Annotated in this window: 24 protein-coding genes; 6 read left to right on the top strand and 18 right to left on the bottom strand. The window is 71.6% G+C overall.

Annotation, left to right across the window (positions count from 1 at the left end; translation table 11 throughout):
- Both AC792_RS15215 and AC792_RS16645 read left to right on the top strand, forming a co-directional pair.
- Positions 1–390: a nuclear transport factor 2 family protein gene (locus tag AC792_RS15215; protein WP_049831336.1), complete on the top strand. Its 390-nt coding sequence runs from the start codon at positions 1–3 to the stop codon at positions 388–390.
- 118 nt (positions 391–508) lie between these two features.
- Positions 509–1,411 (top strand): SRPBCC family protein, encoded by a 903-nt coding sequence (locus tag AC792_RS16645; RefSeq protein ID WP_442853627.1) that lies wholly within the window; start codon positions 509–511, stop codon positions 1,409–1,411.
- A 106-nt stretch (positions 1,412–1,517) separates the two neighbouring features.
- On the opposite strand, the gene AC792_RS16640 is transcribed toward AC792_RS16645, so the two are convergent.
- The 7 genes from AC792_RS16640 to alr all read right to left on the bottom strand — a co-directional run bounded on the left by AC792_RS16640 (position 1,518) and on the right by alr (position 6,718).
- Positions 1,518–2,129 (bottom strand): GNAT family N-acetyltransferase, encoded by a 612-nt coding sequence (locus AC792_RS16640; RefSeq protein WP_082177805.1) that lies wholly within the window; start codon positions 2,127–2,129, stop codon positions 1,518–1,520.
- 123 nt (positions 2,130–2,252) lie between these two features.
- A complete protein-coding gene (locus AC792_RS15200) occupies positions 2,253–2,708 on the bottom strand; it encodes a MarR family winged helix-turn-helix transcriptional regulator (RefSeq protein WP_049831335.1) in 456 nt (151 codons plus the stop codon).
- 45 nt (positions 2,709–2,753) lie between these two features.
- Entirely contained in the window at positions 2,754–3,839 is a 1,086-nt protein-coding gene (tsaD, locus tag AC792_RS15195) for a tRNA (adenosine(37)-N6)-threonylcarbamoyltransferase complex transferase subunit TsaD (protein WP_049831334.1), read from the bottom strand.
- Positions 3,836–4,303 (bottom strand): ribosomal protein S18-alanine N-acetyltransferase, encoded by a 468-nt coding sequence (gene rimI / locus AC792_RS15190; RefSeq protein WP_049831333.1) that lies wholly within the window; start codon positions 4,301–4,303, stop codon positions 3,836–3,838. Before rimI ends, tsaD begins: the two co-directional genes overlap by 4 nt.
- The gene (gene tsaB, locus AC792_RS15185; protein WP_049831332.1) at positions 4,300–4,980 is read right to left on the bottom strand and encodes a tRNA (adenosine(37)-N6)-threonylcarbamoyltransferase complex dimerization subunit type 1 TsaB; all 681 of its coding nucleotides are present in this window, start codon (positions 4,978–4,980) and stop codon (positions 4,300–4,302) included. The genes rimI and tsaB overlap by 4 nt, the downstream gene beginning before the upstream one ends.
- Before the next feature lie 9 nt (positions 4,981–4,989).
- Positions 4,990–5,568 carry a tRNA (adenosine(37)-N6)-threonylcarbamoyltransferase complex ATPase subunit type 1 TsaE gene (gene tsaE / locus AC792_RS15180; RefSeq protein ID WP_049831331.1) on the bottom strand — a complete coding sequence of 193 codons (579 nt, stop codon included), beginning with the start codon at positions 5,566–5,568 and terminating at the stop codon, positions 4,990–4,992.
- Complete coding sequence (gene alr, locus AC792_RS15175; protein ID WP_442853628.1) at positions 5,555–6,718, bottom strand: alanine racemase; 1,164 nt, start codon at positions 6,716–6,718, stop codon at positions 5,555–5,557. Before alr ends, tsaE begins: the two co-directional genes overlap by 14 nt.
- A gap of 78 nt (positions 6,719–6,796) precedes the next feature.
- Between alr and AC792_RS15170 the strand changes: the two genes are divergently transcribed.
- Positions 6,797–7,366 carry a GIY-YIG nuclease family protein gene (locus AC792_RS15170; RefSeq protein ID WP_235436836.1) on the top strand — a complete coding sequence of 190 codons (570 nt, stop codon included), beginning with the start codon at positions 6,797–6,799 and terminating at the stop codon, positions 7,364–7,366.
- Between the two features lie 25 nt (positions 7,367–7,391).
- Here the strand turns inward: AC792_RS15170 and AC792_RS15165 are convergent, their stop codons facing one another.
- A complete protein-coding gene (locus AC792_RS15165; protein ID WP_049831356.1) occupies positions 7,392–8,528 on the bottom strand; it encodes a PfkB family carbohydrate kinase in 1,137 nt (378 codons plus the stop codon).
- Between the two features lie 62 nt (positions 8,529–8,590).
- Here AC792_RS15165 and AC792_RS15160 point away from each other — a divergent pair, with 62 nt between their 5' ends.
- The gene (locus AC792_RS15160) at positions 8,591–9,961 is read left to right on the top strand and encodes a family 4 glycosyl hydrolase (protein WP_049831329.1); all 1,371 of its coding nucleotides are present in this window, start codon (positions 8,591–8,593) and stop codon (positions 9,959–9,961) included.
- Positions 9,962–9,989: 28 nt separating this feature from the next.
- On the opposite strand, the gene AC792_RS15155 is transcribed toward AC792_RS15160, so the two are convergent.
- The 9 genes from AC792_RS15155 to glmS form a co-directional block, all read right to left on the bottom strand.
- On the bottom strand, positions 9,990–10,520 hold the full coding sequence (locus AC792_RS15155) for a GNAT family N-acetyltransferase (protein WP_235436835.1): 531 nt from the start codon (positions 10,518–10,520) through the stop codon (positions 9,990–9,992).
- Complete coding sequence (mgrA, locus tag AC792_RS15150; protein WP_049831327.1) at positions 10,496–11,542, bottom strand: L-glyceraldehyde 3-phosphate reductase; 1,047 nt, start codon at positions 11,540–11,542, stop codon at positions 10,496–10,498. Before mgrA ends, AC792_RS15155 begins: the two co-directional genes overlap by 25 nt.
- Positions 11,543–11,593: 51 nt before the next feature.
- Positions 11,594–12,799 (bottom strand): GGDEF domain-containing protein, encoded by a 1,206-nt coding sequence (locus AC792_RS15145; RefSeq protein ID WP_049831326.1) that lies wholly within the window; start codon positions 12,797–12,799, stop codon positions 11,594–11,596.
- Between the two features lie 155 nt (positions 12,800–12,954).
- On the bottom strand, positions 12,955–14,709 hold the full coding sequence (treZ, locus tag AC792_RS15140; protein WP_049831325.1) for a malto-oligosyltrehalose trehalohydrolase: 1,755 nt from the start codon (positions 14,707–14,709) through the stop codon (positions 12,955–12,957).
- Positions 14,706–17,018 carry a malto-oligosyltrehalose synthase gene (treY, locus tag AC792_RS15135; protein WP_049831324.1) on the bottom strand — a complete coding sequence of 771 codons (2,313 nt, stop codon included), beginning with the start codon at positions 17,016–17,018 and terminating at the stop codon, positions 14,706–14,708. The genes treZ and treY overlap by 4 nt, the downstream gene beginning before the upstream one ends.
- Positions 17,019–17,109: 91 nt before the next feature.
- Positions 17,110–19,296, bottom strand: a complete 2,187-nt coding sequence (gene glgX / locus AC792_RS15130) for a glycogen debranching protein GlgX (RefSeq protein WP_049831323.1) — start codon at positions 19,294–19,296, stop codon at positions 17,110–17,112.
- A gap of 135 nt (positions 19,297–19,431) precedes the next feature.
- A complete protein-coding gene (locus AC792_RS15125) occupies positions 19,432–20,985 on the bottom strand; it encodes a bifunctional ADP-dependent NAD(P)H-hydrate dehydratase/NAD(P)H-hydrate epimerase (protein WP_049831322.1) in 1,554 nt (517 codons plus the stop codon).
- Between the two features lie 83 nt (positions 20,986–21,068).
- The gene (locus tag AC792_RS15120; RefSeq protein ID WP_049831321.1) at positions 21,069–21,437 is read right to left on the bottom strand and encodes a holo-ACP synthase; all 369 of its coding nucleotides are present in this window, start codon (positions 21,435–21,437) and stop codon (positions 21,069–21,071) included.
- Between the two features lie 51 nt (positions 21,438–21,488).
- A complete protein-coding gene (gene glmS / locus AC792_RS15115; RefSeq protein WP_049831320.1) occupies positions 21,489–23,429 on the bottom strand; it encodes a glutamine--fructose-6-phosphate transaminase (isomerizing) in 1,941 nt (646 codons plus the stop codon).
- Between the two features lie 61 nt (positions 23,430–23,490).
- Here glmS and coaA point away from each other — a divergent pair, with 61 nt between their 5' ends.
- Positions 23,491–24,468, top strand: coding sequence for a type I pantothenate kinase (gene coaA / locus AC792_RS15110; protein WP_268753394.1), 978 nt, complete (start codon positions 23,491–23,493; stop codon positions 24,466–24,468).
- Positions 24,468–24,617: a hypothetical protein gene (locus AC792_RS17385; RefSeq protein ID WP_160317657.1), complete on the top strand. Its 150-nt coding sequence runs from the start codon at positions 24,468–24,470 to the stop codon at positions 24,615–24,617. The genes coaA and AC792_RS17385 overlap by 1 nt, the downstream gene beginning before the upstream one ends.
- 4 nt (positions 24,618–24,621) lie before the next feature.
- On the opposite strand, the gene AC792_RS16635 is transcribed toward AC792_RS17385, so the two are convergent.
- Positions 24,622–24,756 carry an FAD-dependent oxidoreductase gene (locus tag AC792_RS16635; RefSeq protein ID WP_082177808.1) on the bottom strand — a complete coding sequence of 45 codons (135 nt, stop codon included), beginning with the start codon at positions 24,754–24,756 and terminating at the stop codon, positions 24,622–24,624.
- Between the last annotated feature and the right edge of the window lie 9 nt (positions 24,757–24,765).

The following is a 24,765-nucleotide window of genomic DNA, read 5'->3' as shown; positions in this document are numbered from 1 at the left end:
ATGGAAGCAACAGAGGTGGTGCGGCAGTACTGGCGGTCGGTGTGGAGCAGGGACTGGGGCATGGTGGGGCGCACCCTGGCCGAGGACGTGGAGCTGTTCTGGCCCGTGACCCGGGAGGTCATCCGCGGCAGGGACGACGTGGTGGCGGTGAACTCGGGGCAGCCGAACGGGTGGAGCATCGACGTGCTCAACGTCTACGACGCCGGCGAGGTGGTGGTGTCCGAGGTGCAGGTGCCGCAGGAGGACGTGGGCGTCTTCCGCGTGGTCTCGATCTGGACGGTGTCCGGGGACGTGATCACCGCGGGTCGTGAGTACTGGACCCGCTACGGGGGCGAGGAGGGCCGCGACTGGCGGCGAAAGTACGTGAGCCTGGGCGACATGCCCTCCTGAGCCGCCCGGTCCGCCGACGCACCGTCCGTCGTGTTCCTGGCACCCCGCGGCGCCCGGCCCTAAACTAAGCCTACTGATGATGTGATCGTCATCGGCACCGCAGCCGACAGAGGGAGACATGATGAGCACGAAGGTCGAAGAGACAGTGGTGGTGAACCTTCCGGTGACCACCGTCTACAACCAGTGGACGCAGTTCGAGGAGTTCCCCCACTTCATGGGCGGCATCCACCGGATCACGCAGCTCGGGGACGACCGCCTGGAGTGGGTCGCCGAGATCGGCGGGATACGCCGCCAGGGGGGGGCGGGGATCCTCGAGCAGGTCCCCGACCGCAGGGTCTCCTGGGCCGCGACCGAGGGTGCGACCAACGCCGGGACCGTCTCCTTCGAGGACCTCGGCGGTACCACCCGGGCGAACCTGCTCCTCGAGTACGAGCCTGAGGGCATCGTGGAGAAGGTGGGTGACAAGCTGAACGTCGTGGAGAACCAGGCCAGGGCGGATCTCCAGCGGTTCAAGGAGTTCATCGAGTCCGAGAGCTACGCCACGGGCGCCTGGCGCGGCACCGTGGCCGGGCAGGGCGGGACCCCCGGTACCGACGACGCCGAGCAGTCCCGCGGCGACAGCAGCAAGGCCGGGGTGTCGGGCAAGCTGGCGGCCGGGGTGGGTGTGGCGGCAGCCGCGGCCGTCGCCGGAGTGGCCGTGGCTGCCGCGAGCAGGGACCGGGACGCCGAGCAGCCCGCACCACAGCACCCCGACGCGGCGACCCCGGTGGTCCCCGTGGTGGAGACCCCGGCTGCAGCGCGTCCCGACGACGTGCGGCCCGCCGTACCGGTGGCCGACCCCGCGGTCGGCGCAGCACCGGTGGAGCCGCTGGACGCGGAGAGGGCCCCGGTGGACGACGTCCCGGCCGTGGACGGCGTACCCGGCACGGGTGTCCCGGCCGACAGCGGGATCCTCCACGAGGACGTTCGCACCGGCACCAGGCCGATCGACCCGCTCACCGGAGGGCCGCACATCAAGTAGGGTTCGGCGCCGGTAGTACCACGGCGCGACGACGCCGGCCTCGGGCGATTGCGCCCGAGGCCGGCGGCACGACGAGGATCTCCCCCTCGGGGAAGGGGTCGGCCGATCAGCCGACGATCAGGCTCCTGTACTCCGGGTTCTGCTCGAGGAACATCTGCACCTCCGAGCAGTAGGGAAGCGCCGAGAGCCTGCGCTTGTGTGCAGCGAGGAGCACCTTCCGGATGAGGATGCCCTCCATCCCCGCCCCTTCGAAGGTGGCGGCGACCACGGTGCGGTGCAGACGCAGTACCCCCGCCCGCATGGAGTAGGAGACGTATCCCGCGAGCATCCCGTTCTGGAACAGCTCGAAGCGGTGGTTGAGCGGGTTGTCACGGAAGGCGTCCCGACGGGTGGCGCTCACCGAGCCGTTGCGGGCCTGCTCCTCGCGCAGCTCCAGTTCCGCCGCCACACGGTCGCAGTCCTCGCGGACCCCGAAGGGCGGGAAATCGGTGTCCAGCAGCTTGTACAGCTGGTTGCTCCAGCGCCGCAGCTGTCGGGTCGTGGCGTCGTCGAGCACACGCGGCACGGGCGGCAGTTCGGGCGCGCTGACGGGCGGGACGAGATCGGTGGTGGTGGCCAGTCCGGGCCAGGAGTCCAGCGCGGCATCCTCGCCGAACTCAACTCCTACCGGGACGGTGTGGGTGTCGAGGGCCGAGGGGGACATCTGTGTGAGCGTCATGAGGGTGACCTTCAGGTCAGGGGGCTGGGCCGTTTTCTCGACCTGACACCAACCTAACTGTTGACTCAGATGCTGTAAAGCTAGTTTTTCTAGTAATCAGGAAACTGTCAGGTTCGGCCCGCCCTACAGGGCGGCGAGAGCGAGCAGTCCCTTCCGGAACCCTGCCCGGTCCGCACGGCTCAGGGTGGATGCCGCCGCGTCCACCACGGCCGCCAGCCGATCCCGGATGCGCTGGTGCTCGGCCGTACCGTGCGGTGTGGGGTGGAGGCAGATCTTCCGCCGGTCGGCGACATTGGGCCTCCGCTCCACGAGACCTGCGGACTCCAGCTTGTCGGTCACCGCCGTCATACTGGCCGTGGTGAGGTCGAGGACGTCGGCGAGGGCCGTAGGACTGTAGGCCTCCACTCCCTTGTGCGCCTCCACGATCAGGACGAGCGCCCGGGCCGCGGTGGTGTTCAGGCCCGCTTCCTCCGCCAGCTCCTTCTCCACCCCGGCCAGGTAGATGGAGCTGCGCCGCAGCAGGTCCACGAGTGGCAGCTCGTCCGGCTGGGACAGGTACTTCTCGTGCGGTGGTGTCATGGGCCATCCGTATCACACCCGCACCCCGCGAGTACGGTGTGCGGTTCAGACTTCGGGGAGGACGACGGTGGTGACCGGGAGCCCCGGATCGGTGCCGAAGCCCAACCCGCTCGGGGCGGCGCCGTCCATCACCAGCTGCGCACCGAGGGCGGCCACCATGGCGCCGTTGTCCGTGCACAGCGACGCCGCCGGCACGGTGAGGGTGATCCCGGCCGCGGCGCACCGCTCCCCCGTGAGTTCGCGCAGCCGCCGGTTGGCCGCCACTCCCCCGCCGAGCAGGAGGTGGGTGATGCCGTACTCGGTGCACGCCAGGACGGCCTTGGCCGAGATGACGTCCACCACCGCCTCCTGGAAGGACGCGGCGATGTCGGCCACGGGAACCTGGAGCCCCGCGGCCTCGTACTGTTCCACGCTGCGCGCCACCGCGGTCTTGACGCCGCTGAAGGACCAGTCGTACCGGTGCGGGCCGGGCTGCTCGGCGGACCCCAGGTACTTGGGCTGGGAGAGCCCGCGCGGGAAGCGGATGGCCCGCGGATCCCCCTCCCGGGCCACGCGGTCGATCGCCGGGCCGCCGGGGTACCCGAGCCCGAGGATGCGCGCCGTCTTGTCGTACGCCTCCCCCGCGGCGTCGTCGATCGTGGAGCCCAGCAGCTCGACGTCGTCGGCGAGGCTCCCCACCCGCAGGATCTCCGTGTGGCCGCCGGAGACCAGCAGTGCGCCGAGGTTCTCCGGGAGTCCGTCGGGGAACGTCCCCCCCACCACACCCACGCCCACGTGCGCCACGAGGTGGTTGATCGCGTACAGCGGTTTTCCGGTCGCGACGGCGAGCGCCTTGGCCGCCGACACCCCGACCATGAGGGCCCCGGAGAGACCGGGGCCGGCGGTGACGGCGATGGCGTCGATCTCCTCGAGGGTCACCCCGGCGTCCTCGAGCGCACCGCGGAGGGTAGGCACGAAGGCCTCGAGGTGGGCGCGCGAGGCGATCTCCGGGATCACCCCGCCGAAGCGCACGTGCTCGGCCATGGAGGAGGACACCGTGTTGGTGAGGAGTTCGGTGCCCCGCACCACGCCCACCCCGGTCTCGTCGCAGGAGGACTCGATCCCGAGGACCAGCGGTTCCGTGGTGTTCATGCCCGGGGTCCTTCCTCGGCGGGGAGCAGGAGCCGCATCACCCAGGCGTCCACGCCGTCACGGTAGTACCTGCGGCGGGTGTGGATCTGCTCGAAGCCGAAGCGCGTGTAGAGCTGCTGGGCCCGCGGGTTGTCCGCCCGGACCTCGAGCATCACGTTGTCCGCTCCGCGGGCACGGGCCTCGTGGAGCAGTTCGGTGAGCATCGCGCGCCCGATCCCCCGGCCCTCGAAGGAGGGCAGCACGCCGATGGTCTGGATGTCGGCGGTGGCGCCCAGGACCATCACCCCCGCGTACCCCACCACGCGGTGGTCCACCTCGGCGAGCAGGTAGCGCCGGGTGTCGGGCTGGAAGAACTCGGTGTAGAACATCTCGAGCGGCCAGGCGTCGGTGGGGAAGAGCTCCTGCTCCAGCTCCCCGACGGTCCCGATGTCCTCGTAGGCCAGGTCCCTCAGGGTGAAGCTCATGCGGTGGCCCGCTTCCTCGGCCCGGGGACCTGCGCGTCCGACTCCCGCAGGTACAGCGGCTCCGTGCCGAGCAGGGGCTCGCCCGCGAGGAGGCGCAGGTGCGCCACCCGCCCCAGGGACGCCGCATCGGGGTCCGCGGAGGCGAGATCCGCCGGACCGTGGAGGTCCTCCGGGTACAGGCCCGCAGCTCGTCCTACCAGCGGCACGCCCCTGGGCAGGGACGGCGCCCGGTCCACCCGGGGGCCGTCCAGGAGCCGGGGCAGCACGCCCGGGTCCGCGGGAGCACGGTACAGGGCCCAGTAGACCTCGCCGCGCCGGGCGTCCGTACCCACGAGGAAGTCCGTTCCGGCCGGGACGGTGCCTCCGTAAGCGGCGTCGTATGCGAGGGCGTCGAGGCTCATGACCCCGTGGAGGGGGACGTCCCAGACGAAGGCCAGGGTGCGGGCGGTTACCAGGCCCGCACGGAGTCCCGTGAAGGGGCCCGGCCCCACACCGGCCACGATCCCGTCGAGGTCCTTCCCGGTCGCACCGGCGTCGGCGAGGACGCGCTGCACGGCGGGGGCCAGCCCCGCGGCGTGCGAGCGGGTGTCGGAGCTGCCGAACCGGCCGACGGCGGCGCCGTCCCGGAGGAGGGCCACGGTGGCCGCGGCGGAGGTGTCGAGGGCGAGGAGGAGCACCCGCCAAGCCTAGTCGAGGGACAGGGCGGGATGCCGTCCGTGCCACCGGGGCCCGGAGGCCGTGAGCGTGACGGTGCGCAGCTCGTCCGCGCCGTCGTCGTCGAACTCGGTGACCGGGGCGGACGCGGCGACCGGGAGGGCGGGGGCGCCCGCCGCCGTCCGGGTGCCGAGGGGCCGCTCGATGGTCACCCGCAGGTGACTTCCGCTCAGGTGCTCCACCCTCCCCGCACCCCACTCGATCACCGTGACGTTGGCGTCCAGGGTGGCTTCGAGGTCGAGGTCGTCCACGGCGGCCGCACTCTCCAGGCGGTAGGCGTCCACGTGAATCAGTCCCGGCCCGTCCGCCAGGGAGGGGTGCTGGCGGACCAGCACGAAGGTGGGCGAGATGATGCGCTCCCGGACCCCTAGTCCGCGCCCCAGACCCTGTGTGAACGTGGTCTTCCCTGCCCCCAGCTCACCGGTGAGCACCAGCAGGTCGCCGGGCACCAGGTACCGTGCGAGGCGCTCGGCGAGGCTCTGCAGCTGCTCCGCCGAACCGACGTCGAACGCCTCGGTCCACTCGGGCGCCGTCCGCTCAGGCGAGGTCATCGTTCTCTGGGTCCACATTGAGGTGGACGCGCTCCACCCGGTCTCCGATCCGGGTGATCACCTCGTAGTTGATGGTCTGGGCCGCTGCCGCCCAGTCCTCCACGGCGGGGGCGTCGGCACCACCGAACAGCACGGCGCGTGCCCCGAGCGGGCTCCGCGGCGTGCCCACCAGACCCGTGGCCCCGAAGTCGACGACGAACTGGTCCATCGCGATGCGTCCCACCACCGGGTAGGTCCGCCCACCCACGAGCACCGGCGCCCCGGTGGCGATGCGCGGTACGCCGTCGCCGTAGCCCACGGGGATGAGCCCCAGCGTGGTGGGCTGCTGCGTGCGGTACGCATGGCCGTAGGACACCCCCTGACCGGCCGGGACCTCCTTGCAGTTGGACACCACGGTGCTGAAGGTCATCACGGGCCGGAGCCCCAGATCGGCGGAGTCCTGGTCGGAGAACGGCGAGAGCCCGTACAGGCCGAGCCCCACACGGACGAGGTCGAAGTGGCAGTCGGGGCGGGAGAATGTGGCCGGGGTGTTGGCGAGGTGACGGACCTCGACGTCGATCCCCGCGTTCTCCGCCGCGGCCACGGCGTCGCGGAACGCCCGGATCTGCAGATCCGTCTCGGGCCGTGAGGGCTCGTCCGCCGCGGCGAGATGGGAGAAGACCCCCACCACCCGGATCAGGCCCTCCTCCTGGTGGGCCACGGCCCGGTCGAGCAGCGCCTGCCACTGCTCCGGCGGGCACCCGTTGCGGCCGAGGCCGGTGTCGATCTTCAGGTGCACGATGGCGGGGCGCTCCAGTTCGCGTGCGGCGGCCACCACGTGCTCGAGCTCCCAGTCGGAGATCCCGAGATCGAGCCCGTGCTCCACCCCCGCGGTGAAGTCGGAGGCCGGGGTGTGGAGCCAGGCGAGGACGGGCGCCTCGATCCCCGCCCTGCGCAGTGCCACTCCCTCGGCGATGTGCGCCACGCCCAACCACGCCGCGCCCGCCTCCAGCGCCGCACGGGCCACGGGGACGGCCCCGTGGCCGTGGGCATCGGCCTTGACCACCGCCATGACCCGGGCTGGGTGCGCGACCCGGCGGAGGTGGCGGACGTTGTGCCGCAGGGCCTCGAGATCGATCTCTGCCACGCGCTCGGGATGGGTCACACCCATCATTCTGCCAGCCCCGCCCCGCCGGTCGACCCGCAGCCCGCTTGCGGGCGTCCCCGGCGTGAGGACACAATCGACCTCGTGCCCCACCCCCCACCCCGCTGCATCCTGCCCGATCCCGCCGGGCACGCGTGCGGCCGGGAGACCGGCGCCTCGCCCTTCCCGCTGTGCGACGCCCACGCCGCAGCCGTGGTGGAGTGGGCCGAGGGTGAGCTGGGGCGCACGGATCTGCTGCCCGGCGCCTGCCGGGCGTGCGGTTCACGCCTCGGGGTGCACTACGCCTCGGGGTGGGTGTGCGCGGCGTGCGAGTGGCGTGTGGGCGAGGTGCTCGACGACGGGCTGCCGCCGCCACGGGTGGACGTGGTCTACTACGTACGGTTCCGGGACCGGATCAAGATCGGCACCACGATGAACCCCCGGCAGCGCCTGCGCCGGATCTGGCACGACGACGTCCTCGCCTTCGAGCGCGGCGACCGGCTCGTGGAGCACCGGCGGCACTCCGAGTTCGCGCACCTGCGGCACGGGCGCTCGGAGTGGTTCGACGCCGCCCCGGAGCTCCTGCGGCACGTCGCCTCACTCGCCGCCGGCGTGGAGGACCCGTGGGCGCGCCACGCCCGGTGGCTCGGTGAGGCGGCGATGCTGAGGGGTTGAGGGACCCAGCCGACGTCGTGCGGGGTCAGCGCCCTGACGCCGGCGCACCGAACCCTTCGGGTCGGGTCGACGACGGCGCGGCGTCGGACTGCCGCGCGATGGTCGCGGTGGCCCTGCGCACCGCCTCGGTGGGGACGTCCGAGACGAGGTCCGCGAGGAAGGCGTAGCGCCGCAGCCACTGCTTCCGCACGCCGTCGCGCCCCGCGCCGACCCGGTGCCACCAGTCCGCGATGTCACCCCATCCCGGCGCCGCGAGCGAACCTCCCACGTGCTGCACGGATAGGGAGGCACAGAGATTCGCGAAGCTCAGCCGGTCGGCGAGCGGGAACCCCGCGAGATCGGCCATCACGAACGCCGCCCCGAAGCAGTCACCGGCCCCGGTGGGGTCGTAGGCGGACACCGGCAGCGCCGGTACCCACTCCTCCTCCCCCGTGAGCGAGTCGATCGCCATGGCCCCCTGCTGACCCACCGTCACCACGGCCACCGGCACGCGGTCCGCGAGCGCGTAGAGAGCGGCCCACGGGTCGTCGGTGCGCGTGTACGCCATGGCCTCCACCCCGTTGGGCATGAAGGCGTGGAAGTGCTCCAGCGAGGCCAGGGTCTCCGGCGCCCATTCCCCCGCCGGGTCCCAGCCCACGTCGCCGAAGAGCCTGGTCCCGCCGGCCGCGGCGGCCCGCGCCCACGGTTCCAGTTCCTCCTCCACGCTGACGACGGCGGCGCGGCAGGAGGGAGGCGTGCCGATGAGTTCCGAGGCGCGCAACGGCGAGGGGTGCCCGTGGGTGACCATGGAGCGGTCCCGGTGCACGGAGAGGGACACGGTGACCGGCGAGTGCCACTGCCCGAAGACGCGGGACCTGGACAGGTCCACCTGCTCCTGGTCCTGCAGCACGTCCCAGTTCGACTGCCCGTAGGCGTCGTCGCCGAAGGCCGCGGACAACGTGGTGCGCAGGCCGAGCCTGCTCGCCGCGATGGCCTGGTTCGCGATGCCGCCCGGCCCCGACCCCATGCCGTCCGACCACACCTCGGTGCCCGGGGACGGCAGCTGCTCCAGACCGGTGAAGGTGATGTCGAAGAAGACCTGACCGGCGAGGAGGAGATCGAACTCGGGGTCCTCGGCGGTCCGGGATGCTGCCAGCGGATCGAAGCGGTGCGGGATGGGCATGTACGGCACAATATCCCCCAGGCGGTGTTCCGCAGGACACGGGGACGATCGAGGGGACGGGCATGCCGAGCGGAACCGGAGCACGGCTGGTGGTCGTGGGCGGCGGTGGTTTCCGGGTGCCCCTGGTGTACCGGGCGCTCGCATCGGGCACTTTCTCGGGGCTGGTGTCCGAACTCGGCCTCCTCGACGCCGTCCCGGAGCGCGCCCGGGCGGTCGCGCGCGCCCTCGCCGCCCTGCCCCTGAATGGGGGCGCGGACACCGGGACCGGACCCGCCGTGCGGGTGGCCACCACGCTCGAGGAAGCCCTGCCGGGCGCGGACCTCGTCTTCGCCGCGGTGCGCAGCGGCGGGGCGGAGGGGCGCGTCCTCGACGAGCGTGTGGCGCTCGCCCACGGTCTCCTGGGGCAGGAGACCGTGGGCGCCGGCGGGATCTCCTACGCGCTGCGCTCCATCCCGGACATGCTGCGCGTGGCCAGGATGATGCGCGAGCATGCGCCGGGCGCGTACCTGATCAACTTCACCAATCCGGCGGGCATGGTCACGGAGGCCCTCGGCCCGGTCCTGGGGAACAGGGTGGTGGGCATCTGCGACTCGGCGTCCGGCCTCGTGACCCGCGCCTCGCGTGCCGCGGGCCTCCGTGCCACGGACTCGCTCGCCGGGGTGGACTACGTGGGCCTGAACCACCTGGGGTGGCTGCGCGGGCTCACCGAGGACGGGACGGACCGCCTGCCGGCGCTGCTCGCCGATCCGCTGCGCCTCGGCGGCTTCGAGGAGGGCCGCCTGCTCGGCCCGGAGCTGCCCCGCATGCTCGGCGCCCTCCCGAACGAGTACCTGTTCTACTACTACTTCCACCGGGAGGCCGCGCGGGCCGTCGCCCCCGCGGCCAGGACCCGCGGCGAGACGCTGCGCGACCAGCAGCGGGCCCTCTATCCCCGCCTGCTCACCGCGGCGGACCCCTTCCGCGTGTGGGAGCGCGCGCGGCTCGAACGTGAGGCGGGGTACCTCGCCGAGGCACGCGCGGCGGACGAGGAACGCGACGAGGAGTCCCTGGCGGGGGGCGGGTACGAGGTCGTGGCCCTGAGGGTTCTGCGGGCCCTGCTCACGGACACGCCCGCGGAGCTCGTCCTGAACGTCCGCAACGGCGGCACCTTCCCCGAGCTGCCGCCGGAGGCCGTGGTGGAGGTGCCGTCCGTGGTGGACGCCGCGGGGGCGCGGCCGTTGCCCGCCGGGCGGCTGACGCAGCACCAGCTGGGGCTCATGGCAGCGGTGAAGGCCGTGGAGCAGCACACCGTCCGGGCGGCGGTGCACCGCGACCGCGACGCCGCCCTCCTCGCCCTGGCCGGGCACCCGCTGGTCGATTCGTTCCACGCGGCGGGGCGGGTGCTCCGCGGCTACGAGGAGGCGTTCCCCCGGCTGCGGGCGTCCTGGCGCTGACCGGGGGGATCGCCGCCCTGCGCCCGGGTCAGAGCCGCCGGTGCATGATGTGGAGGCCGGTGTACCCGAGGTCGGGGTGGAGGAACGCACCCGGCACGGTGCCCACGACGTCGAACCCGAGGGAGCGCCAGAGACCCACGGCGCGGACGTTGGTCTCCACCACGGCGTTGAACTGCATGGCCTCATAGCCCGCGCGCCTCGCCTCCTGCAGCACGTACTCGGCGAGGGCCCGTCCCACGCCCCCGCCACCGGCGTCGGCGGAGACGAGGAAGGAGGCGTTGGCCACGTGACTGCCCGGACCGCCGCGGTTCGCGGGCAGCGGCGCCGGGCCCACCCCCGCCCCGCCGTCGTCCACGGCCACGAGGACCCGCAGCGTGGGGTCCGGGCCGGCGGGACCGGGCAGCCACCCGGGCCGCCCGGCCCCCTCGTCCCTCTCCCGGTCCCCGCAGTACGTCTCCCCGGCCCGGACCACGGGTTCCATGATCGCCCACAGTTCGGGCCAGTCGCCGGGCACCGCCGGCCGGACGGCGAGCATCAGGCCTCGAGGGCGCTCGCCCACAGGTTGATGTCGGACTCGACGGCGAACTCGTCGATGGCACGCAGCTCCTCCGGGGTGAACTCGAGGTTCCGCACGGCCGCGAGGCTGTCCTCCAGCTGGCGCACGCTCGATGCGCCGATGAGCGCGGAGGGGACCGGGGTGCCCTTGGGCTGCGGGCGGAGGATCCATGCCACGGCCAGCTGCGCGAGGCTCTGGCCGCGACCCTCGGCGATCCGGTTGAGCCCGCGGACCCGGCGGAGATTGTCCTCGGACAGGTGGTCCTCGGAGAGCGACTTGGAGGCGGCGGCGCGGGAGTCGGCGGGGACGCCGTCCAGGTAGCGGTCCGTGAGCAGGCCCTGCGCGAGCGGGGAGAACGCGATCGACCCGGCCCCCACCTGCTCCAGTGCCTCGTAGAGGTTCGGTGAGCCGTCCTCGGTCCAGCGGTTCAGCATGGAGTAGGAGGGCTGGTGGATGAGCAGCGGGGTCCCGAGGTCCTCGAGGATCGCGGCGGCCTCGAGGGTCTTCTCCGGGGAGTAGGAGGAGATCCCGGCATACAGTGCACGGCCCGAGCGCACGGCGGTGTCGAGGGCTCCCATGGTCTCCTCCAGCGGAGTGTCCGGATCTGGGCGGTGGCTGTAGAAGATGTCCACGTAGTCCAGCCCCATGCGCTCCAGGGACTGGTCCAGGCTGGCCAGCAGGTACTTGCGCGAACCGAGGTCGCCGTAGGGCCCGGGCCACATGTCGTAGCCGGCCTTGCTGGAGATCACCAGCTCGTCGCGGAACGGGAGGAAGTCGTCCTTCAGGTGCCGGCCGAAGTTGGTCTCCGCGCTGCCGTAGGGCGGTCCGTAGTTGTTGGCGAGATCGAAGTGGGTGACGCCGAGGTCGAAGGCGCGGCGCAGGATCGCACGCTGGGTCTCGAAGGGCTTGTCGTCCCCGAAGTTGTGCCAGAGGCCGAGGGACACCGCGGGCAGCTGCAGCCCGCTCCTCCCCACCCGGCGGTACGGCATCGTGTCATAGCGATCGTCAGCAGGCTGATAGGTCATGTCCTCATCCTAGGCGAGCCGGTTCCGGGGACCGGGGGAACCCCGTCCGGGTCACTCGACGTTCTGGATGCTCCGCGGGGCTTCGGCGGCCGATCCCGGCTCCGCCCCGGCAGGGCGGATGGCCCGCACGGTCCTGTCGCGTCCACCGGACTTCGCCGCGTACAGCGCCTGGTCGGCCGCCGCGATGACCGCGTCGAGGTCGTAGTCCCCCGTGTCGACCGCCGCGATGCCGTAGCTCACCGTGGGCATGGCCGGCTCGCCGAGGGAGGCCTGACCCCGCAGCGCGGAACTGATGGCGCGGGTGATCTCCTCGGTCCGTGCGAGGGAGGCACCGGGCAGGAGGATCACGAACTCCTCGCCGCCGTAGCGAGCCACGAGGTCCGTGGACCGCACCGTCTCGTGGGCGGCGGTCGCGAACGCCTTCAGGACGGCGTCGCCCGCGGCATGGCCGTAGGTGTCGTTGACCGCCTTGAAGTGGTCCAGATCCGCCAGGACCAGGGTCCCGGGGCAGCTGGTCCGTCCGAGCTGCGCCATCCGCACCTCTGCGAGGTCCTGGAACCCGCCCCGGTTGAGCAGCCCGGTCAGCACGTCACGGGACGCCCTGGTGCGCAGGTCCGAGGCGATCTGCTCGGCGCTGAGCGCGGCGGCGCTGAAGGCGACGACGACGAGCAGCAGCAGGGTGAGCAGCGCGGTGATCTCGGAGCCGAAATAGGTGGTGAAGACGTGGCCGTCCTTGCCCCCGCCGACGAAGGCGAGGCACCTCCCGAGGTAGAGCAGCGCCAGGCAGCCCGTCGCGACCGCCAGCGGCGTCTGCACCCGGCTGTAGTTGCGCGGGAGCCGCCACAGCTCCCAGGACGCCAGCGCCACGGTCAGGCACATCATGCCCAGGAACACCGGGCCGCCGGACCACGTGTTGGTGGCCGGATCGTCCACCACCGAGGCCAGCAGCGTCAGGACCGGCGCCACGGCGAGCTGCGACCACGCGGGGCTGACGTGACGCAGGCTCCGCGCCCCGGCCCAGACGCAGGAGGTCCCCGCCACCAGGAGGGTGTTGGCCGTCGGGTTGGCCCATATCTGGTGGACCGTCCCGTCCAGCAGGTATCCGGAGGATCCCATGAGGAAGAAGGCCACGGCGGCGCACCACCAGGCGCTGAACACGGATCCGGTCTGCCGGAAGGACACCGAGTAGAACAGGATGAAGAGGGTGATGGAGACGGCGCCGAAGACCACCCTGAGGGTCCCGATGTCGAGCTCCATGGTTCTTCCTGCCGTTCCGTGCCGCCGGGCCCGGTCATGTCCGGGGGGAGGGTCCGATCCTCACCGGTACCGCCGACCACCATCATGGACGGCTCCCGCCCCGCGGACCCCGTGGTTGCCGAAACTCTTGCACAACCCATGCACTACGCTGCGCCCTACGTGGTGGCGAGCTCCACCACGAGGGCTCCGCGGGCAGGCACCCGGACGGCGTCCTCGAGCACGTCGGTACCCTCCACCGTGGCGAGGAGCACCGTGGCATCCGCCCCCCGGAGCGGTACGCGGGCGACGGCGTCGCCGAGGTTCAGGACGACGGCGGTGCCCCCGCGGTGCAGGACCAGCCACCGGTCCTGCTCGTCGAAGTCCACCGAGACGCCGTCGAACGAGACGCTACGGAACTCCGGGCGGGTGTTGCGCAGCGCGATCAGGTCCCGGTAGGTGGCGAGCAGCTTCGCGTGGGAGCCCTGCTCCGCCTCCGCCCAGTCCAGCTTCGCCGAGGCGAAGGTCCCCGGGTCCTGCGGGTTGGGGACGTCCTCGGGCTTCCAGCCCATGCGCTCGAACTCCTTCAGCCGGCCCTCGGCGGTCGCGCGGCCCAGCTCCGGCTCGGGGTGGGAGGTGAAGAACGGCCAGGGGGTGGACGCACCGTACTCCTCGCCCATGAAGAGCATGGGGGTGAACGGACCGAGGATGTTGAGCACCGCGGCCTGCGCGAGCTGCGCCTGGTCCAGGGTGTCGCTCAGGCGGTCGCCGGCGGCGCGGTTGCCGATCTGGTCGTGGTTCTGGGTGCAGACCACCAGCTGGAGGGGCGAGATCCGCGACTCGTCGAGCTCCCGGCCGTGGTGCCGCTCCCGGAAGGAGGAGTAGGTGCCGTTGTGGAAGAAGCCCTTCTCGAGGACCTTCGCGAGGGCGCCCACGGAGTCGAAGTCCGCGTAGTAGCCCTCGGTCTCCCCCGTGAGGTTCACGTGGACGGCGTGGTGGAAGTCGTCGCTCCACTGACCGGCGAGGCCGTACCCGCCCGCGGCCCGGTCCGAGATCAGCCGCGGGTCGTTGAGGTCGGACTCCGCGATGAGGAACAGGGGCTTGCCGAGCTCCGCGGCGCAGGCGTCCGTCCGTGCGCCGAACTCCTCGAGGATGTGCACCGCGCGCTCGTCGTGGAGGGCGTGGACGGCGTCGAGGCGGAGACCGTCCACGTGGTAATCGGTGAACCACATGAGCAGGTTCTCCACCACGTAGTTGCGCACCTCGTCCGACTGCGGGCCGTCCAGGTTGAGGGAGTCGCCCCAGGTGTTCGCCTTGCCCTCGATGAGGTAGGGGCCGAACTGGCCGAGGTAGTTGCCGCTGGGCCCCAGGTGGTTGTACACCACGTCCTGGATGACGCCGAGGCCGTGCTGGTGGGCGGCGTCCACGAAGCGCTGGTAGGCGGCCGGACCCCCGTAGGTCTCCTGGATCGCGTACCAGAGCACGCCGTCGTACCCCCAGTTGTGGGTGCCGTTGAACGCGTTGACCGGCAGGAGCTCCACGTACTGCACGCCGAGGTCCACGAGGTGGTCGAGCCTGCCGATCGCGGCGTCGAGCGTGCCCTCGGGGGTGAAGGTACCCAGGTGCATCTCGTAGATGACCCCTCCGTCCATGCCCGGGGACCGCCAGGACACGTCCTGCCACTCGTGGGCGCCGGGGTCGAAGGTGCGCGAGAGTCCGTGCACCCCCTCGGGCTGCCGGCGTGAGCGGGGATCGGGTACGGGGGTGTCGGAGCCGTCCACGAGGTAGCCGTAGTCGACGTCCTCGGTGGGGGCGGGCGCGTCGGGTGCACTCCACCAGTCGCCCTCGCCCCGGGTCATGGGGTACTGCGTGCCGTCGGCCACGAGGGTGAGGGACTCGGCGCGGGGCGCCCAGACGTCGAAGGTGGTGCTCATGCTGCGTCCTCCTGGACCAGTAGGGCTGCGGGGTAGGTGGAGAAGATGTCGGAGATCAGCACGGTGCCGCCGGTGATGCTCGCCCCGGTGAGCGCGCAGGTGTAGGTGCCGGCCGGGAGCTCCACGGTGGCGTCGCCCCAGCCGTGCTGCGCCAGGCCGTGCGGCAGGCGCGTGATGAGCGTGATCGCCCCGCCGCGGTCGAAGCCGAAGACGTGGTTCCCGGCGCTCCCGGAGGAGGCGACGGCGGTGTACCCGGTGAAGAGCTCGGGGCGGTCACGGCGGAGCTTCAGCGCCCGCGTGGTGACCAGGAGCTTGGCGTGGGCGTCGGCGTCGACCTGCGGCAGCGCTCCGAAGGCCAGATCCGCCAGGGCCTTCTGCCGGGCGTCGTAGTCCACCTCGCGGCGGTTGTCCGGGTCCACCAGCGAGGTGTCCCAGAACTCCGTGCCCTGGTACACGTCCGGTACACCCGGCATGGTCAGCTGCAGCAGCTTCAGGCCGATCGAGTTGGACCAGCCGGCGTCCCGGATGCGCTCCACGAAGCCCTCGAGCAGGGACACCACGGCGTCGTCGTCGAACGCGGCGTCCACGGCGGCGTGCATCCGGGTCTCGAACTCCTCGTCCGGCGCCGTCCAGTGGGTGCTGAGATCGGCCTCGCGCGAGGCCTTCTCGGCGTACGCGTGGGCGCGCTCGCGGCTCAGCGGCCAGGCGCCGATGAGCGACTGCCAGAGCAGGGGTGCGAAGGAGGGATCCTTGACGGGGGCGAGGCGCTCGAGTGTCGCGAGCACCTCGGTCCACTCCTGGGGGACCTCCGAGAGCACGGAGATGCGCGTGCGGGTGTCCTCGCTGCGCTTGGTGTCGTGGGTGCTGAGGGTGGTCATGGCCAGCGGGGCGTCGGCCTGGCGCTCCAGCAGGCGGCGGTGCAGCTCCAGGGGCTCGATCGCGAAGATGGACGGGTCGGCGCCCACCTCGTTGAGGGAGACGAGCCGGGAGTACCGGTAGAACGCGGTGTCCTCCACGCCCTTGGCCATGACCATGCCGGAGGTCTGCTGGAACCGGCGGGCCAGCTCCGTGAATTCGCCCGTACCGTCGTCGAGGAACGGGTTCAGCAGCGGGTGCAGCGCCGTGATGGTGTCCACGAGGTCGGGGCGTCGCACGGAGGCGTCGCGGACGGCCTCGGCGAGGTACTCGGCGCCGCCGGGCAGGTAGCTCCGGTACACGGGGAAGCAGGTCAGCAGCTCGGCGATGGCATCCGCCGCGGCTTCGTGCTCCAGGCCGGCTGCAGCCGGGACCAGGCGTGCCAGCCGGAGTACCTCGGAGCGGAGGATGCCGTCCGCGATGCCGCGCTTGGCGCCGTGGATCATCTCGTGGAACCCGTCCACGGGGACGGCTGCGGTCAGGGCGTGCTCGCCGGTGGGGTCGACGAACAGGCGGTCGATGTCCGCCAGGGCGTCGTACCCGGTGGTGCCCTCGGTGGCCCAGTCCTCCGGGAGCTTCTCCCCGGGTTCGAGGATCTTCTCCACGAGCACGTAGGCCCCGCCGGTGAGGGCACGGAGGTCCTCGAGGTAGCCCTTCGGGTCCGCGAGTCCGTCCGGGTGGTCGATCCGCAGACCGTCCACGAGCTTCTCGTCGAACCAGCGCTTCACCTCGCTGTGGCTCTCCTCGAACACCCACGGCACCTCCACGCGCAGGCCTGCGAGGGTGTTGACGCCGAAGAACCTGCGGTAGTTCAGTTCGGCGTCGGCACGGCGCCAGTTCACCAGCTCGTAGTGCTGGCGTGCGTGGACCTCGGCGCCGGAGTCGCCGGGGTGGGCGGTGCCCTCCGCGATCGGGTACCGGTTGTCGTAGTAGTGCAGCTCGCCGTCCACGAGAGTCAGCTGGTCGAGCTCGTCGTCGCCGTCACCGAGGACGGGGATCCGCAGCCTGCCGCCGTTCGCCTCCCAGTCGACGTCGAACGCCTCGGCCATGCGGGAGGTGCGGCCCTCCTTCAGGAGCTGCCACCACCAGGCGTTGTCCGCGGGGGTCTCGATGCCCATGTGGTTCGGCACGATGTCCACGAGCACGCCGAGCCCTGCCGCCCGGGCGGCCGCGCTGAGGGCGGCGAGGCCGTCCGGGCCACCGCGGTCCGGGTCCACGCTGGTGGGGTCGGTCACGTCGTAGCCGTGGCCGGACCCCTGCTCGGCCGTGAGGATCGGTGAGAGGTACACCCAGTCCACCCCGAGGTTCGACAGGTACGGCACCAGGGCCGCGGCCCGATGCAGGTCGAACTCGCTCCGGATCTGCAGCCGGTAGGTCGAAGTCGGTGTGAGCACGGTGGTCCTCCTGGACGGGCGGTGGGGCTGGGATGGTGGGAGGGTGCACCCGGCCGGACGGCTCGGGTGCACCCGGGTGGTACCGGTGGCGCTACGGGGTACCGGTCTTCGCGCTGACCTCGTTGGCCAGGATCGCCAGGGACGCGGCAACCGAGTGGTCCACGTCCTCGACCTCGGTGTGGGCCCGGAGCACCACCATGGACTTCCCCTCGACGGCGATCGCCGCACCGGCGGGGGTCGCCCCGCCGGCCGCGTACCCGCCGGCGGTGTCGATCACCTCGTCCCAGGACGCGCCGTACTCGTCGGACGGGATGGTGAAGTCCACCGCCTCGTCGTGCGCGTTGAAGTACATGAGGAAGTTGGCGTCCACGATGCGCTGACCGCGGGCGTCGCGCCCCTGGATGCCCTGCCCGTTGAGGAACACCCCGATGGACCGGCCGAACCCGCTGTCCCAGTCCTCCGGTGCCATGAGCTCACCGGCGGTGTCCAGCCACACGATGTCCGGCAGCGCCTCGCCCTCCCCGCGACGGACCGGCCGCCCGTCGAAGAACCGGCGACGCCGGAAGGTGGGGTGCTCCGAGCGGAGCCGGTTGACGGCCGCCGTGAACTCGAGCAGCGGCTGGTCCATCTTGTCCCAGTGGACCCAGCTGATCTCGGAGTCCTGGCAGTAGGTGTTGTTGTTGCCGTTCTGCGTGCGGCCCACCTCGTCACCGTGCAGGAGCATCGGGACACCCTGCGAGAGCAGCAGGGTGGCGATGAAGTTGCGCTGCTGGCGCACGCGGATGGCCAGCACCTCGGGATCGTCCGTGGGCCCCTCGACGCCACCGTTCCAGGAGCGGTTGTGCGACTCGCCGTCGTTGTTGTCCTCGCCGTTGGCCTCGTTGTGCTTCTCGTTGTAGGACACGAGGTCGCGCAGGCTGAAGCCGTCGTGGGCGGTGACGAAGTTGATGGACGCCACCGGGCGGCGCATCGAGTGCTCGTAGAGGTCCGCGGAGCCGGTGAGACGCGAGGCGAACTCGCCGATGCTGGAGGGCTCACCGCGCCAGAAGTCACGGACCGTGTCGCGGTACTTGCCGTTCCACTCCGTCCACTGCGGCGGGAAGTTGCCCACCTGGTAGCCGCCGGGTCCCACGTCCCACGGCTCGGCGATGAGCTTGACCTGGGAGACGATCGGGTCCTGCTGCACGAGTTCGAAGAACGCCGAGAGGCGGTCCACCTCGTAGAACTCACGGGCCAGGGCGGAGGCGAGGTCGAAGCGGAACCCGTCCACGTGCATCTCGGTGACCCAGTAGCGCAGCGAGTCCATGAGCAGCTGCAGGGAGTGCGGGTTCCCGACGTTCAGGGAGTTGCCCGTGCCCGTGGTGTCCATGTAGTACTGCTTGTCGTCCTCCACCAGGCGGTAGTAGGACGCGTTGTCGATGCCGCGCATCGAGATGGTGGGGCCCATGTGGTTGCCCTCGGCCGTGTGGTTGTACACCACGTCGAGGATGACCTCGATGCCGGCGAGGTGCAGCTCGCGCACCATGGCCTTGAACTCCTGGACCTGCTCGCCCTGGTCCCCCGTGGAGTTGTACTTGTTGTGCGGGGCGAAGAAGCCGATGGTGTTGTAGCCCCAGTAGTTGGACAGGCCCTTCTCCTGCAGGGTGCTGTCGTTGACGAACTGGTGCACGGGCATGAGCTCGATCGCCGTGACGCCGAGCTTCTGCAGATGGGCGATCACCGCGGGGTGCGCGATGCCCGCGTAGGTGCCACGCTGCTCCTCGGGGATCTCCGGGTGCAGCTGCGTGAGGCCCTTGACGTGCGCCTCGTAGATGACGGACTGGTGGTACGGGGTCCGCGGCATGCGGTCGCCGTCCCAGTTGAAGAACGGGTTCACCACCACGCCGAGCATCATGTGCGCGGCGGAGTCCTCGTCGTTCACCGAGTCCGGGTCGCCGAAGTTGTAGCCGAACAGGGCCTGGTCCCAGTCCAGGTCACCCGAGATCGCCTTGGCGTAGGGGTCCAGGAGCAGCTTGTTCGGGTTGCAGCGGTGCCCCTCGGCGGGGTTGTGCGGGCCGTGGACCCGGTAGCCGTACTTCTGACCGGGGGTCACGTGCGGCAGGTACCCGTGCCACACGTAGCCGTCCACCTCCTTGAGCTCCACGCAGGTCTCGGTGCCGTCGTCGTCGAACAGGCACAGGACCACCAGGTCCGCCACCTCGCTGTAGAGCGCGAAGTTCGTTCCCGTGCCGTCGTAGGTGGCTCCCAGGGGATAAGCGTCGCCGGGCCATAGTTCCATTGGTTCTCCTTGGTGTCTTTCACCGGCACCGCCCTCGTGGGTGGTGCCGTGGTGATCACGGGCTCCGGGGTCCTGGTGCCCCGTCCGCCTGCTCAATACATAGCGCATGCTGGTGTCGGTCGTGGAACTCGGGGTCTACATCGCCGGGTGGCACCTCTCCAGGAGCTCCCGGATCACCGCACCGATGTCCCGTGGCAGGTCCGGGACCACCACGGGGCCGCGGAGTGCTGCCCGCCGCCCGGCCCTCCCGTGGATCAGGGCCCCCGCGGCGGCCGCGGCGGCCCACAGGTCCTCGGGTGCGACGCCGGCGCGCGAGGGTGCGTCGGGGTCCTCCGCGAGGGTGGCCACGAGCGCGCCCACGATCCCGGACAGCGTGTCCCCGGAACCGGCGGTGGCGAGCCAGGGGGTCGCGTCCATCTGCACGTACAGCGTGCCCGACGGCGCCGCCACCACGGTGGTGAACCCCTTCAGCAGGACCGTGGCCCCGGTCAGTTCGGCGGCCCGCAGGGCGAACCGGGCCGGCTCGGCCTCGATCCCGGACCGCTCGACCTCCACCCCGCGTGCGGCGAGCAACTGCCGGAGCTCCCCCGCGTGGGGCGTGAGGATCACGTGCGGACCCATCCGCCCGGGCAGCTCGGTCAGCGCCCCGGCGTCCGCCACCACGGGCAGCCCCGAGCGCAGCGCGTCGACGGTGCGGCGGCGCTGGTCGTCGTCGTCCACCGCCCCGGGCCCCACGAGCCAGGCCTGGGACCGTGCCTGGTCCACGGAGCCGTCCGACGCCACCACCTCGGGGTTCCGCTGGTGGATCAGGCCGGCCACGGCTGCGGGGCCGAGATAGCGCACCATGCCGACGCCGGTGGCCAGCGCAGCTCCCACGGCCAGGGCGGCGGCTCCCGGGTACCGCGCGGAGCCCGCGGCGACGCCGAGGACCCCCCGGGTGTACTTGTGGTCGTCCGGGCGGGGTACGCGGAGCACGGCCGCGGCGTCGTCGTCGAGCAGGGTCGAGGCGGCGGGTGTGAAGGCGGAGAGGTCCAGGCCGATGTCCAGCACGTCCAGCTCCCCCGCGGCCACGGCCCCGGCGCCGATCAGCAGTCCGGGTTTCGCAGCCCCGAAGGTGACCGTGGCGTCGGCGTTCAGGACCGGACCGTCCACCCGGCCGTCGTCCACCCCGATCCCGCTCGGCAGGTCGCAGGCCACCACGAGGGTGGAACGGGTTCCCCGCGGTCCGGCCGCGTCGTCGAAGGCCGCCACGAACGCGGCGGACGCGCCGCGCAGCCCCCCGGCGGCACCCGTGCCGAGGATGCCGTCGATCAGGACGTCGGCCGCCGCGGCGTGGGCGGCGAGGTCCCGGGTGTTGTCGTCATCCAGCCGCACGGTGGTGCCGCCGGCTGCGACGAAGGCCTCGAGGGAGGGGGCGTGCACGCGGTCCGAGGTGAGGACCGCCGTGGCACCGATGCCCCGGCGCAGCAGCCGCTCCCCGGCGTAGAGGGCGTCGGCGCCGTTGTTGCCGCTGCCGGCGAGGACGACGGCGGTGGCACCGTACGTACCCCGTCCGGCGTCGCGCAGCAGGCCGAGCACGACGCCGAAGAGACCGTGGGCGGCGCGCTGCATCAGGGCGTCGCCCTGACCGGCGTCGATGAGGGTGGCCTCCGCAGCGCGGACGTCAGCACCGGAGAAGGCAGACAGCATGCTTCCGAGCTTAGCGGTAAGCAGGCGAATCATCAGCACGGTTACTAATCAGGTGACCAATCCGTTGACTGATCCGGTGACGGCTATCCGGTGGTGCCGCTGCTCCCCTCGGCCACCACCATCGCGGTGGCCAGGCCGCCGTCGTGGCTGATGGACAGGTGCCACGCCTGTATGCCGCGTGCCCGGGCGGCGTCGGCGACCGTGGCCTCCACCACCACGGACGGCGCCCCGGACTCGTCCACCGCGATGCTGCAGTGCTGCCAGTTCATCCCGGCGGGAGCCCCGAGGGCCTTGGCCACGGCCTCCTTCGCGGCGAACCGCGCGGCGAGCGAGCGCGTGGGCAGCCCGCGCTCCGCCGGGACGAACAAGCGCTCCAGAAGGGCCGGCGTCCGCTCGAGCTGCGCGCGGAACCGCTCGATGTCCACCACGTCCACCCCGATGCCGACGATCATCCGCCGTTCCCGGGCACCGCCACGGCGACCCGCGGCGGTGCCGGAACGGGACTACTCAACCGTGACCGACTTCGCCAGGTTGCGGGGCTGGTCCACGTCGTAGCCCTTGGCGCCGGCGAGGGCGAGCGCGAAGATCTGCAGCGGCACCGTGGTGAGCAGCGGGGCCAGGAGCGTGGGTGAGGCCGGCACGTAGAACACGTGCTCCGAGTAGGCCTCCACCGAGGTGTCGCCCTCCTCCGCGATCACGATGGTCACGGCACCGCGCGCCCGGATCTCCTGCACGTTGGAGACCACCTTCGCGTGCAGCGAGTTCGGCGCGGTGGAGGACGGCATGACCACCACCACGGGCTGGCCCTGCTCGATCAGGGCGATCGGCCCGTGCTTCAGCTCGCCGGCGGCGAAGCCCTCGGCATGGATGTAGGCGAGCTCCTTGAGCTTCAGCGCCCCCTCCATGGCCACGGGGAACCCCACGTGGCGCCCGAGGAACAGCACCGACTTCGCGTCCGCCATGTCGGCACCGAGCTGCTTGATCTTGTCGGCGTCGTCGAGGATCGCCTGGATCTTCGCCGGGATCGCGGAGAGGTCCTCGAGGACGTCGGCGATCTCGTCGCGGTACTTGTTGCCGCGCAGCTGGGCGAGGTAGAGGCCCAGCAGGTACGCGGCGGTGATCTGGGCGAGGAACGCCTTGGTCGAGGCCACGGCGATCTCGGGACCGGCGTGCGTGTAGAGCACGGCGTCGGACTCCCGCGGGATGGTGGAGCCGTTGGTGTTGCAGATGGCCACCACCTTGGCACCCTGCTCTCGGGCGTAGCGGACGGCCATGAGGGTGTCCATGGTCTCCCCGGACTGCGAGATCGCCACCACGAGGGTCTTCTCGTTCACGATCGGGTCGCGGTAGCGGAACTCGTGGGAGAGCTCGATCTCGGTGGGGATGCGGCACCAGTGCTCGATCGCGTACTTCGCCACCTGGCCGGCGTAGGCGGAGGTACCGCAGGCCAGCACCACGATCTTGTCCACCGAGCGCAGGATCGACTCGTCGATGCGCAGTTCGTCGAGCACCAGGTTGCCGTCCACGTCGGAGCGGCCGAGGAGGGTCTGCCCCACGGCGTCGGGCTGGTCGTGGATCTCCTTCTCCATGAAGGAGTCGAAGCCGCCCTTCTCGGCGGCGGCCGCGTCCCAGCTGACGTGGAACTCGGTGCCCTCGGCGGGTGCGCCGGAGAAATCGGTGATGACGACGTCGTCGGGCGTGATGGTGACGATCTGGTCCTGGCCGAGCTCCACGGCGCGGCGGGTGAAGTCGATGAACCCGGAGACGTCGGAGCCGAGGAAGTTCTCGCCGTCGCCCAGTCCCACGACGAGGGGCGAGTTGCGACGGCCCGCGACGACGACGCCGGGCTGGTCCTGGTGGATGGCGAGGATGGTGAATGCGCCCTCGAGACGCCGGCAGGCCTGCTGCAGGGCGAGGGTGAGGAGATCACCCTCCGTGCCGGCCTCGACGAGGCCCCGGTAGATGGTACCCACGAGACCCGCCGCGACCTCGGTGTCCGTGTCCGAGAGGAAGGTGACGCCCTGCTCGGTCAGCTCGGCCTTGAGCTCCGCGTAGTTCTCGATGATGCCGTTGTGGATGAGCGCCAGCCGGCCGTCGTCGGCGAGGTGCGGGTGCGCGTTCTGGTCCGTCGGCCCGCCGTGGGTTGCCCAGCGCGTGTGACCGATGCCCGTGAGCGAGCGCGGCAGCGGGTCCGCCGCCAGCTCCTCCACCAGGTTGGTCAGCTTGCCGGCCTTCTGGCGGGACCCGGTGCCCGCCGGCGTGATGCCCGCCACGCCCGCGGAGTCGTACCCGCGGTACTCGAGGCGCCGGAGGCCCTCCATTACGACGTCGAGGGCGCCGTGCCGTGCCTCCGCCCCCGCCTGGTCGACGGCCGGCGCCACGGAATCGAGCGCCGATGTTCCCTGGCCGTGGTCCCGGCCTACATATCCCACAATTCCACACATGCGCCCAAGCTTACCGGCGGCACTGTTTGTTAATGCGCACGGCAGCGGGCAGAATCGTCGGGTGAATGACAGGAGCTCCGGCACACCGCAGGCCACTGCAGCCGAATCGTTCACCCCCTTCGTGGACCTCGCCCGACAGATGTGGCCCCGCCTCTCCCACGAGATCGAGAGCCCCCTCAACGTCGAGGACGTCCAGCGCCTGCGCGGGCTCGGGGACGCCCTGAACCTCGACGAGGTGCGGGAGGTCTATCTTCCGCTCTCGCGCCTGCTCAACCTCTACGTGGCGGCGGCCGGGGAACTCCACGCGGCCACCAACACCTTCCTCGGTGAGACCACCCGGCGCACGCCCTTCGTGATCGGCGTTGCCGGTTCGGTGGCCGTGGGCAAGTCCACCACCGCCCGGGTGCTGCGCGAGCTGCTGCGGCGCTGGCCCGAGACCCCCCACGTGGAACTGGTCACCACCGACGGCTTCCTGTACCCCAACGCCGAGCTGGAGCGCCGGGGCCTCATGCAGCGCAAGGGCTTCCCGGAGTCCTACGACCGCCGGAGCCTACTGCGCTTCGTCAGCGAGGTGAAGAGCGGTGCCGCCGAGGTCACCGCCCCGCGGTACTCGCACCTGACCTACGACATCGTGCCCGGCGGCGAGATCACCGTCCGGCGGCCCGACGTGCTGATCGTGGAGGGACTGAACGTCCTCGCGCCGGCCCGTCCCCGTGCTGACGGCATCACCGGCCTGGCACTGAGCGACTTCTTCGACTTCTCCATCTACGTGGACGCGAAGACCTCCTTCATCGAGCAGTGGTACGTCAACCGCTTCCGCTCGCTGCGCACCAGCGCCTTCGCCGATCCGGCGTCCTACTTCCACCGGTACGCGAGCCTCACGGACGAGGAGGCACGCAGGACGGCGTCCGGGATCTGGGAGCGCATCAACGAGCCGAATCTGCTCACGAACGTGCTGCCCACCCGGGGCCGTGCGCAGCTGGTCCTGACGAAGGACTCCGACCACTCCGTGCGCCGCATGCTCCTGCGGAAGACCTGATGGCACGCCGGCCGCGGCTCCTGCTGGGCGCCGTCCTCGCCCTGTCGCTGACCGCCTGCTCCGCCGCCGGCCCCGCGACGTCCGAGGACGGCCCGGTGACCTCGCGGGCCGGCGCATCGTCAGCCCCTGCCCCGCCCCCGGGAAGGTGAACAGCTACGGCCCGGTGTCCCCGCGCTGCCCCGCAAGATCGAGGCGACGGCTCTTGCCGCCCACGTACTCCGAGGCCTCGAGCAGGGTGACCCGGTGACCGGCCCGTCCCAGCAGCGCGGCGGCGGTGAGGCCGCCGATTCCGCCGTC

Source organism: Arthrobacter sp. RIT-PI-e, from assembly GCF_001187915.1.
Taxonomy (GTDB): Bacteria; Actinomycetota; Actinomycetes; order Actinomycetales; family Micrococcaceae; genus Arthrobacter_D.
This window is presented reverse-complemented; position numbering and strand designations above follow the sequence as displayed.

Excerpts from the sequence above, each read along its gene's own strand:
- glgX (WP_049831323.1), bottom strand. The coding sequence starts at position 19,296 with ATGGAACTATGGCCCGGCGACGCTTATCCCCTGGGAGCCACCTACGAC.
- AC792_RS17385 (WP_160317657.1), top strand. The coding sequence starts at position 24,468 with ATGGCACGCCGGCCGCGGCTCCTGCTGGGCGCCGTCCTCGCCCTGTCG.
- AC792_RS15120 (WP_049831321.1), bottom strand. The coding sequence starts at position 21,437 with ATGATCGTCGGCATCGGGGTGGACGTGGTGGACATCGAGCGGTTCCGC.
- rimI (WP_049831333.1), bottom strand. The coding sequence starts at position 4,303 with ATGAGCTTCACCCTGAGGGACCTGGCCTACGAGGACATCGGGACCGTC.
- AC792_RS15165 (WP_049831356.1), bottom strand. The coding sequence starts at position 8,528 with ATGCCCATCCCGCACCGCTTCGATCCGCTGGCAGCATCCCGGACCGCC.
- alr (WP_442853628.1), bottom strand. The coding sequence starts at position 6,718 with ATGGGTGTGACCCATCCCGAGCGCGTGGCAGAGATCGATCTCGAGGCC.
- AC792_RS16645 (WP_442853627.1), top strand. The coding sequence starts at position 509 with ATGATGAGCACGAAGGTCGAAGAGACAGTGGTGGTGAACCTTCCGGTG.
- tsaD (WP_049831334.1), bottom strand. The coding sequence starts at position 3,839 with ATGAACACCACGGAACCGCTGGTCCTCGGGATCGAGTCCTCCTGCGAC.
- tsaE (WP_049831331.1), bottom strand. The coding sequence starts at position 5,568 with ATGACCTCGCCTGAGCGGACGGCGCCCGAGTGGACCGAGGCGTTCGAC.
- glmS (WP_049831320.1), bottom strand. The coding sequence starts at position 23,429 with ATGTGTGGAATTGTGGGATATGTAGGCCGGGACCACGGCCAGGGAACA.
- AC792_RS15160 (WP_049831329.1), top strand. The coding sequence starts at position 8,591 with ATGCCGAGCGGAACCGGAGCACGGCTGGTGGTCGTGGGCGGCGGTGGT.
- mgrA (WP_049831327.1), bottom strand. The coding sequence starts at position 11,542 with ATGACCTATCAGCCTGCTGACGATCGCTATGACACGATGCCGTACCGC.
- AC792_RS15215 (WP_049831336.1), top strand. The coding sequence starts at position 1 with ATGGAAGCAACAGAGGTGGTGCGGCAGTACTGGCGGTCGGTGTGGAGC.
- AC792_RS16640 (WP_082177805.1), bottom strand. The coding sequence starts at position 2,129 with ATGACGCTCACACAGATGTCCCCCTCGGCCCTCGACACCCACACCGTC.
- AC792_RS15145 (WP_049831326.1), bottom strand. The coding sequence starts at position 12,799 with ATGGAGCTCGACATCGGGACCCTCAGGGTGGTCTTCGGCGCCGTCTCC.
- AC792_RS15200 (WP_049831335.1), bottom strand. The coding sequence starts at position 2,708 with ATGACACCACCGCACGAGAAGTACCTGTCCCAGCCGGACGAGCTGCCA.
- AC792_RS15125 (WP_049831322.1), bottom strand. The coding sequence starts at position 20,985 with ATGCTGTCTGCCTTCTCCGGTGCTGACGTCCGCGCTGCGGAGGCCACC.
- treZ (WP_049831325.1), bottom strand. The coding sequence starts at position 14,709 with ATGAGCACCACCTTCGACGTCTGGGCGCCCCGCGCCGAGTCCCTCACC.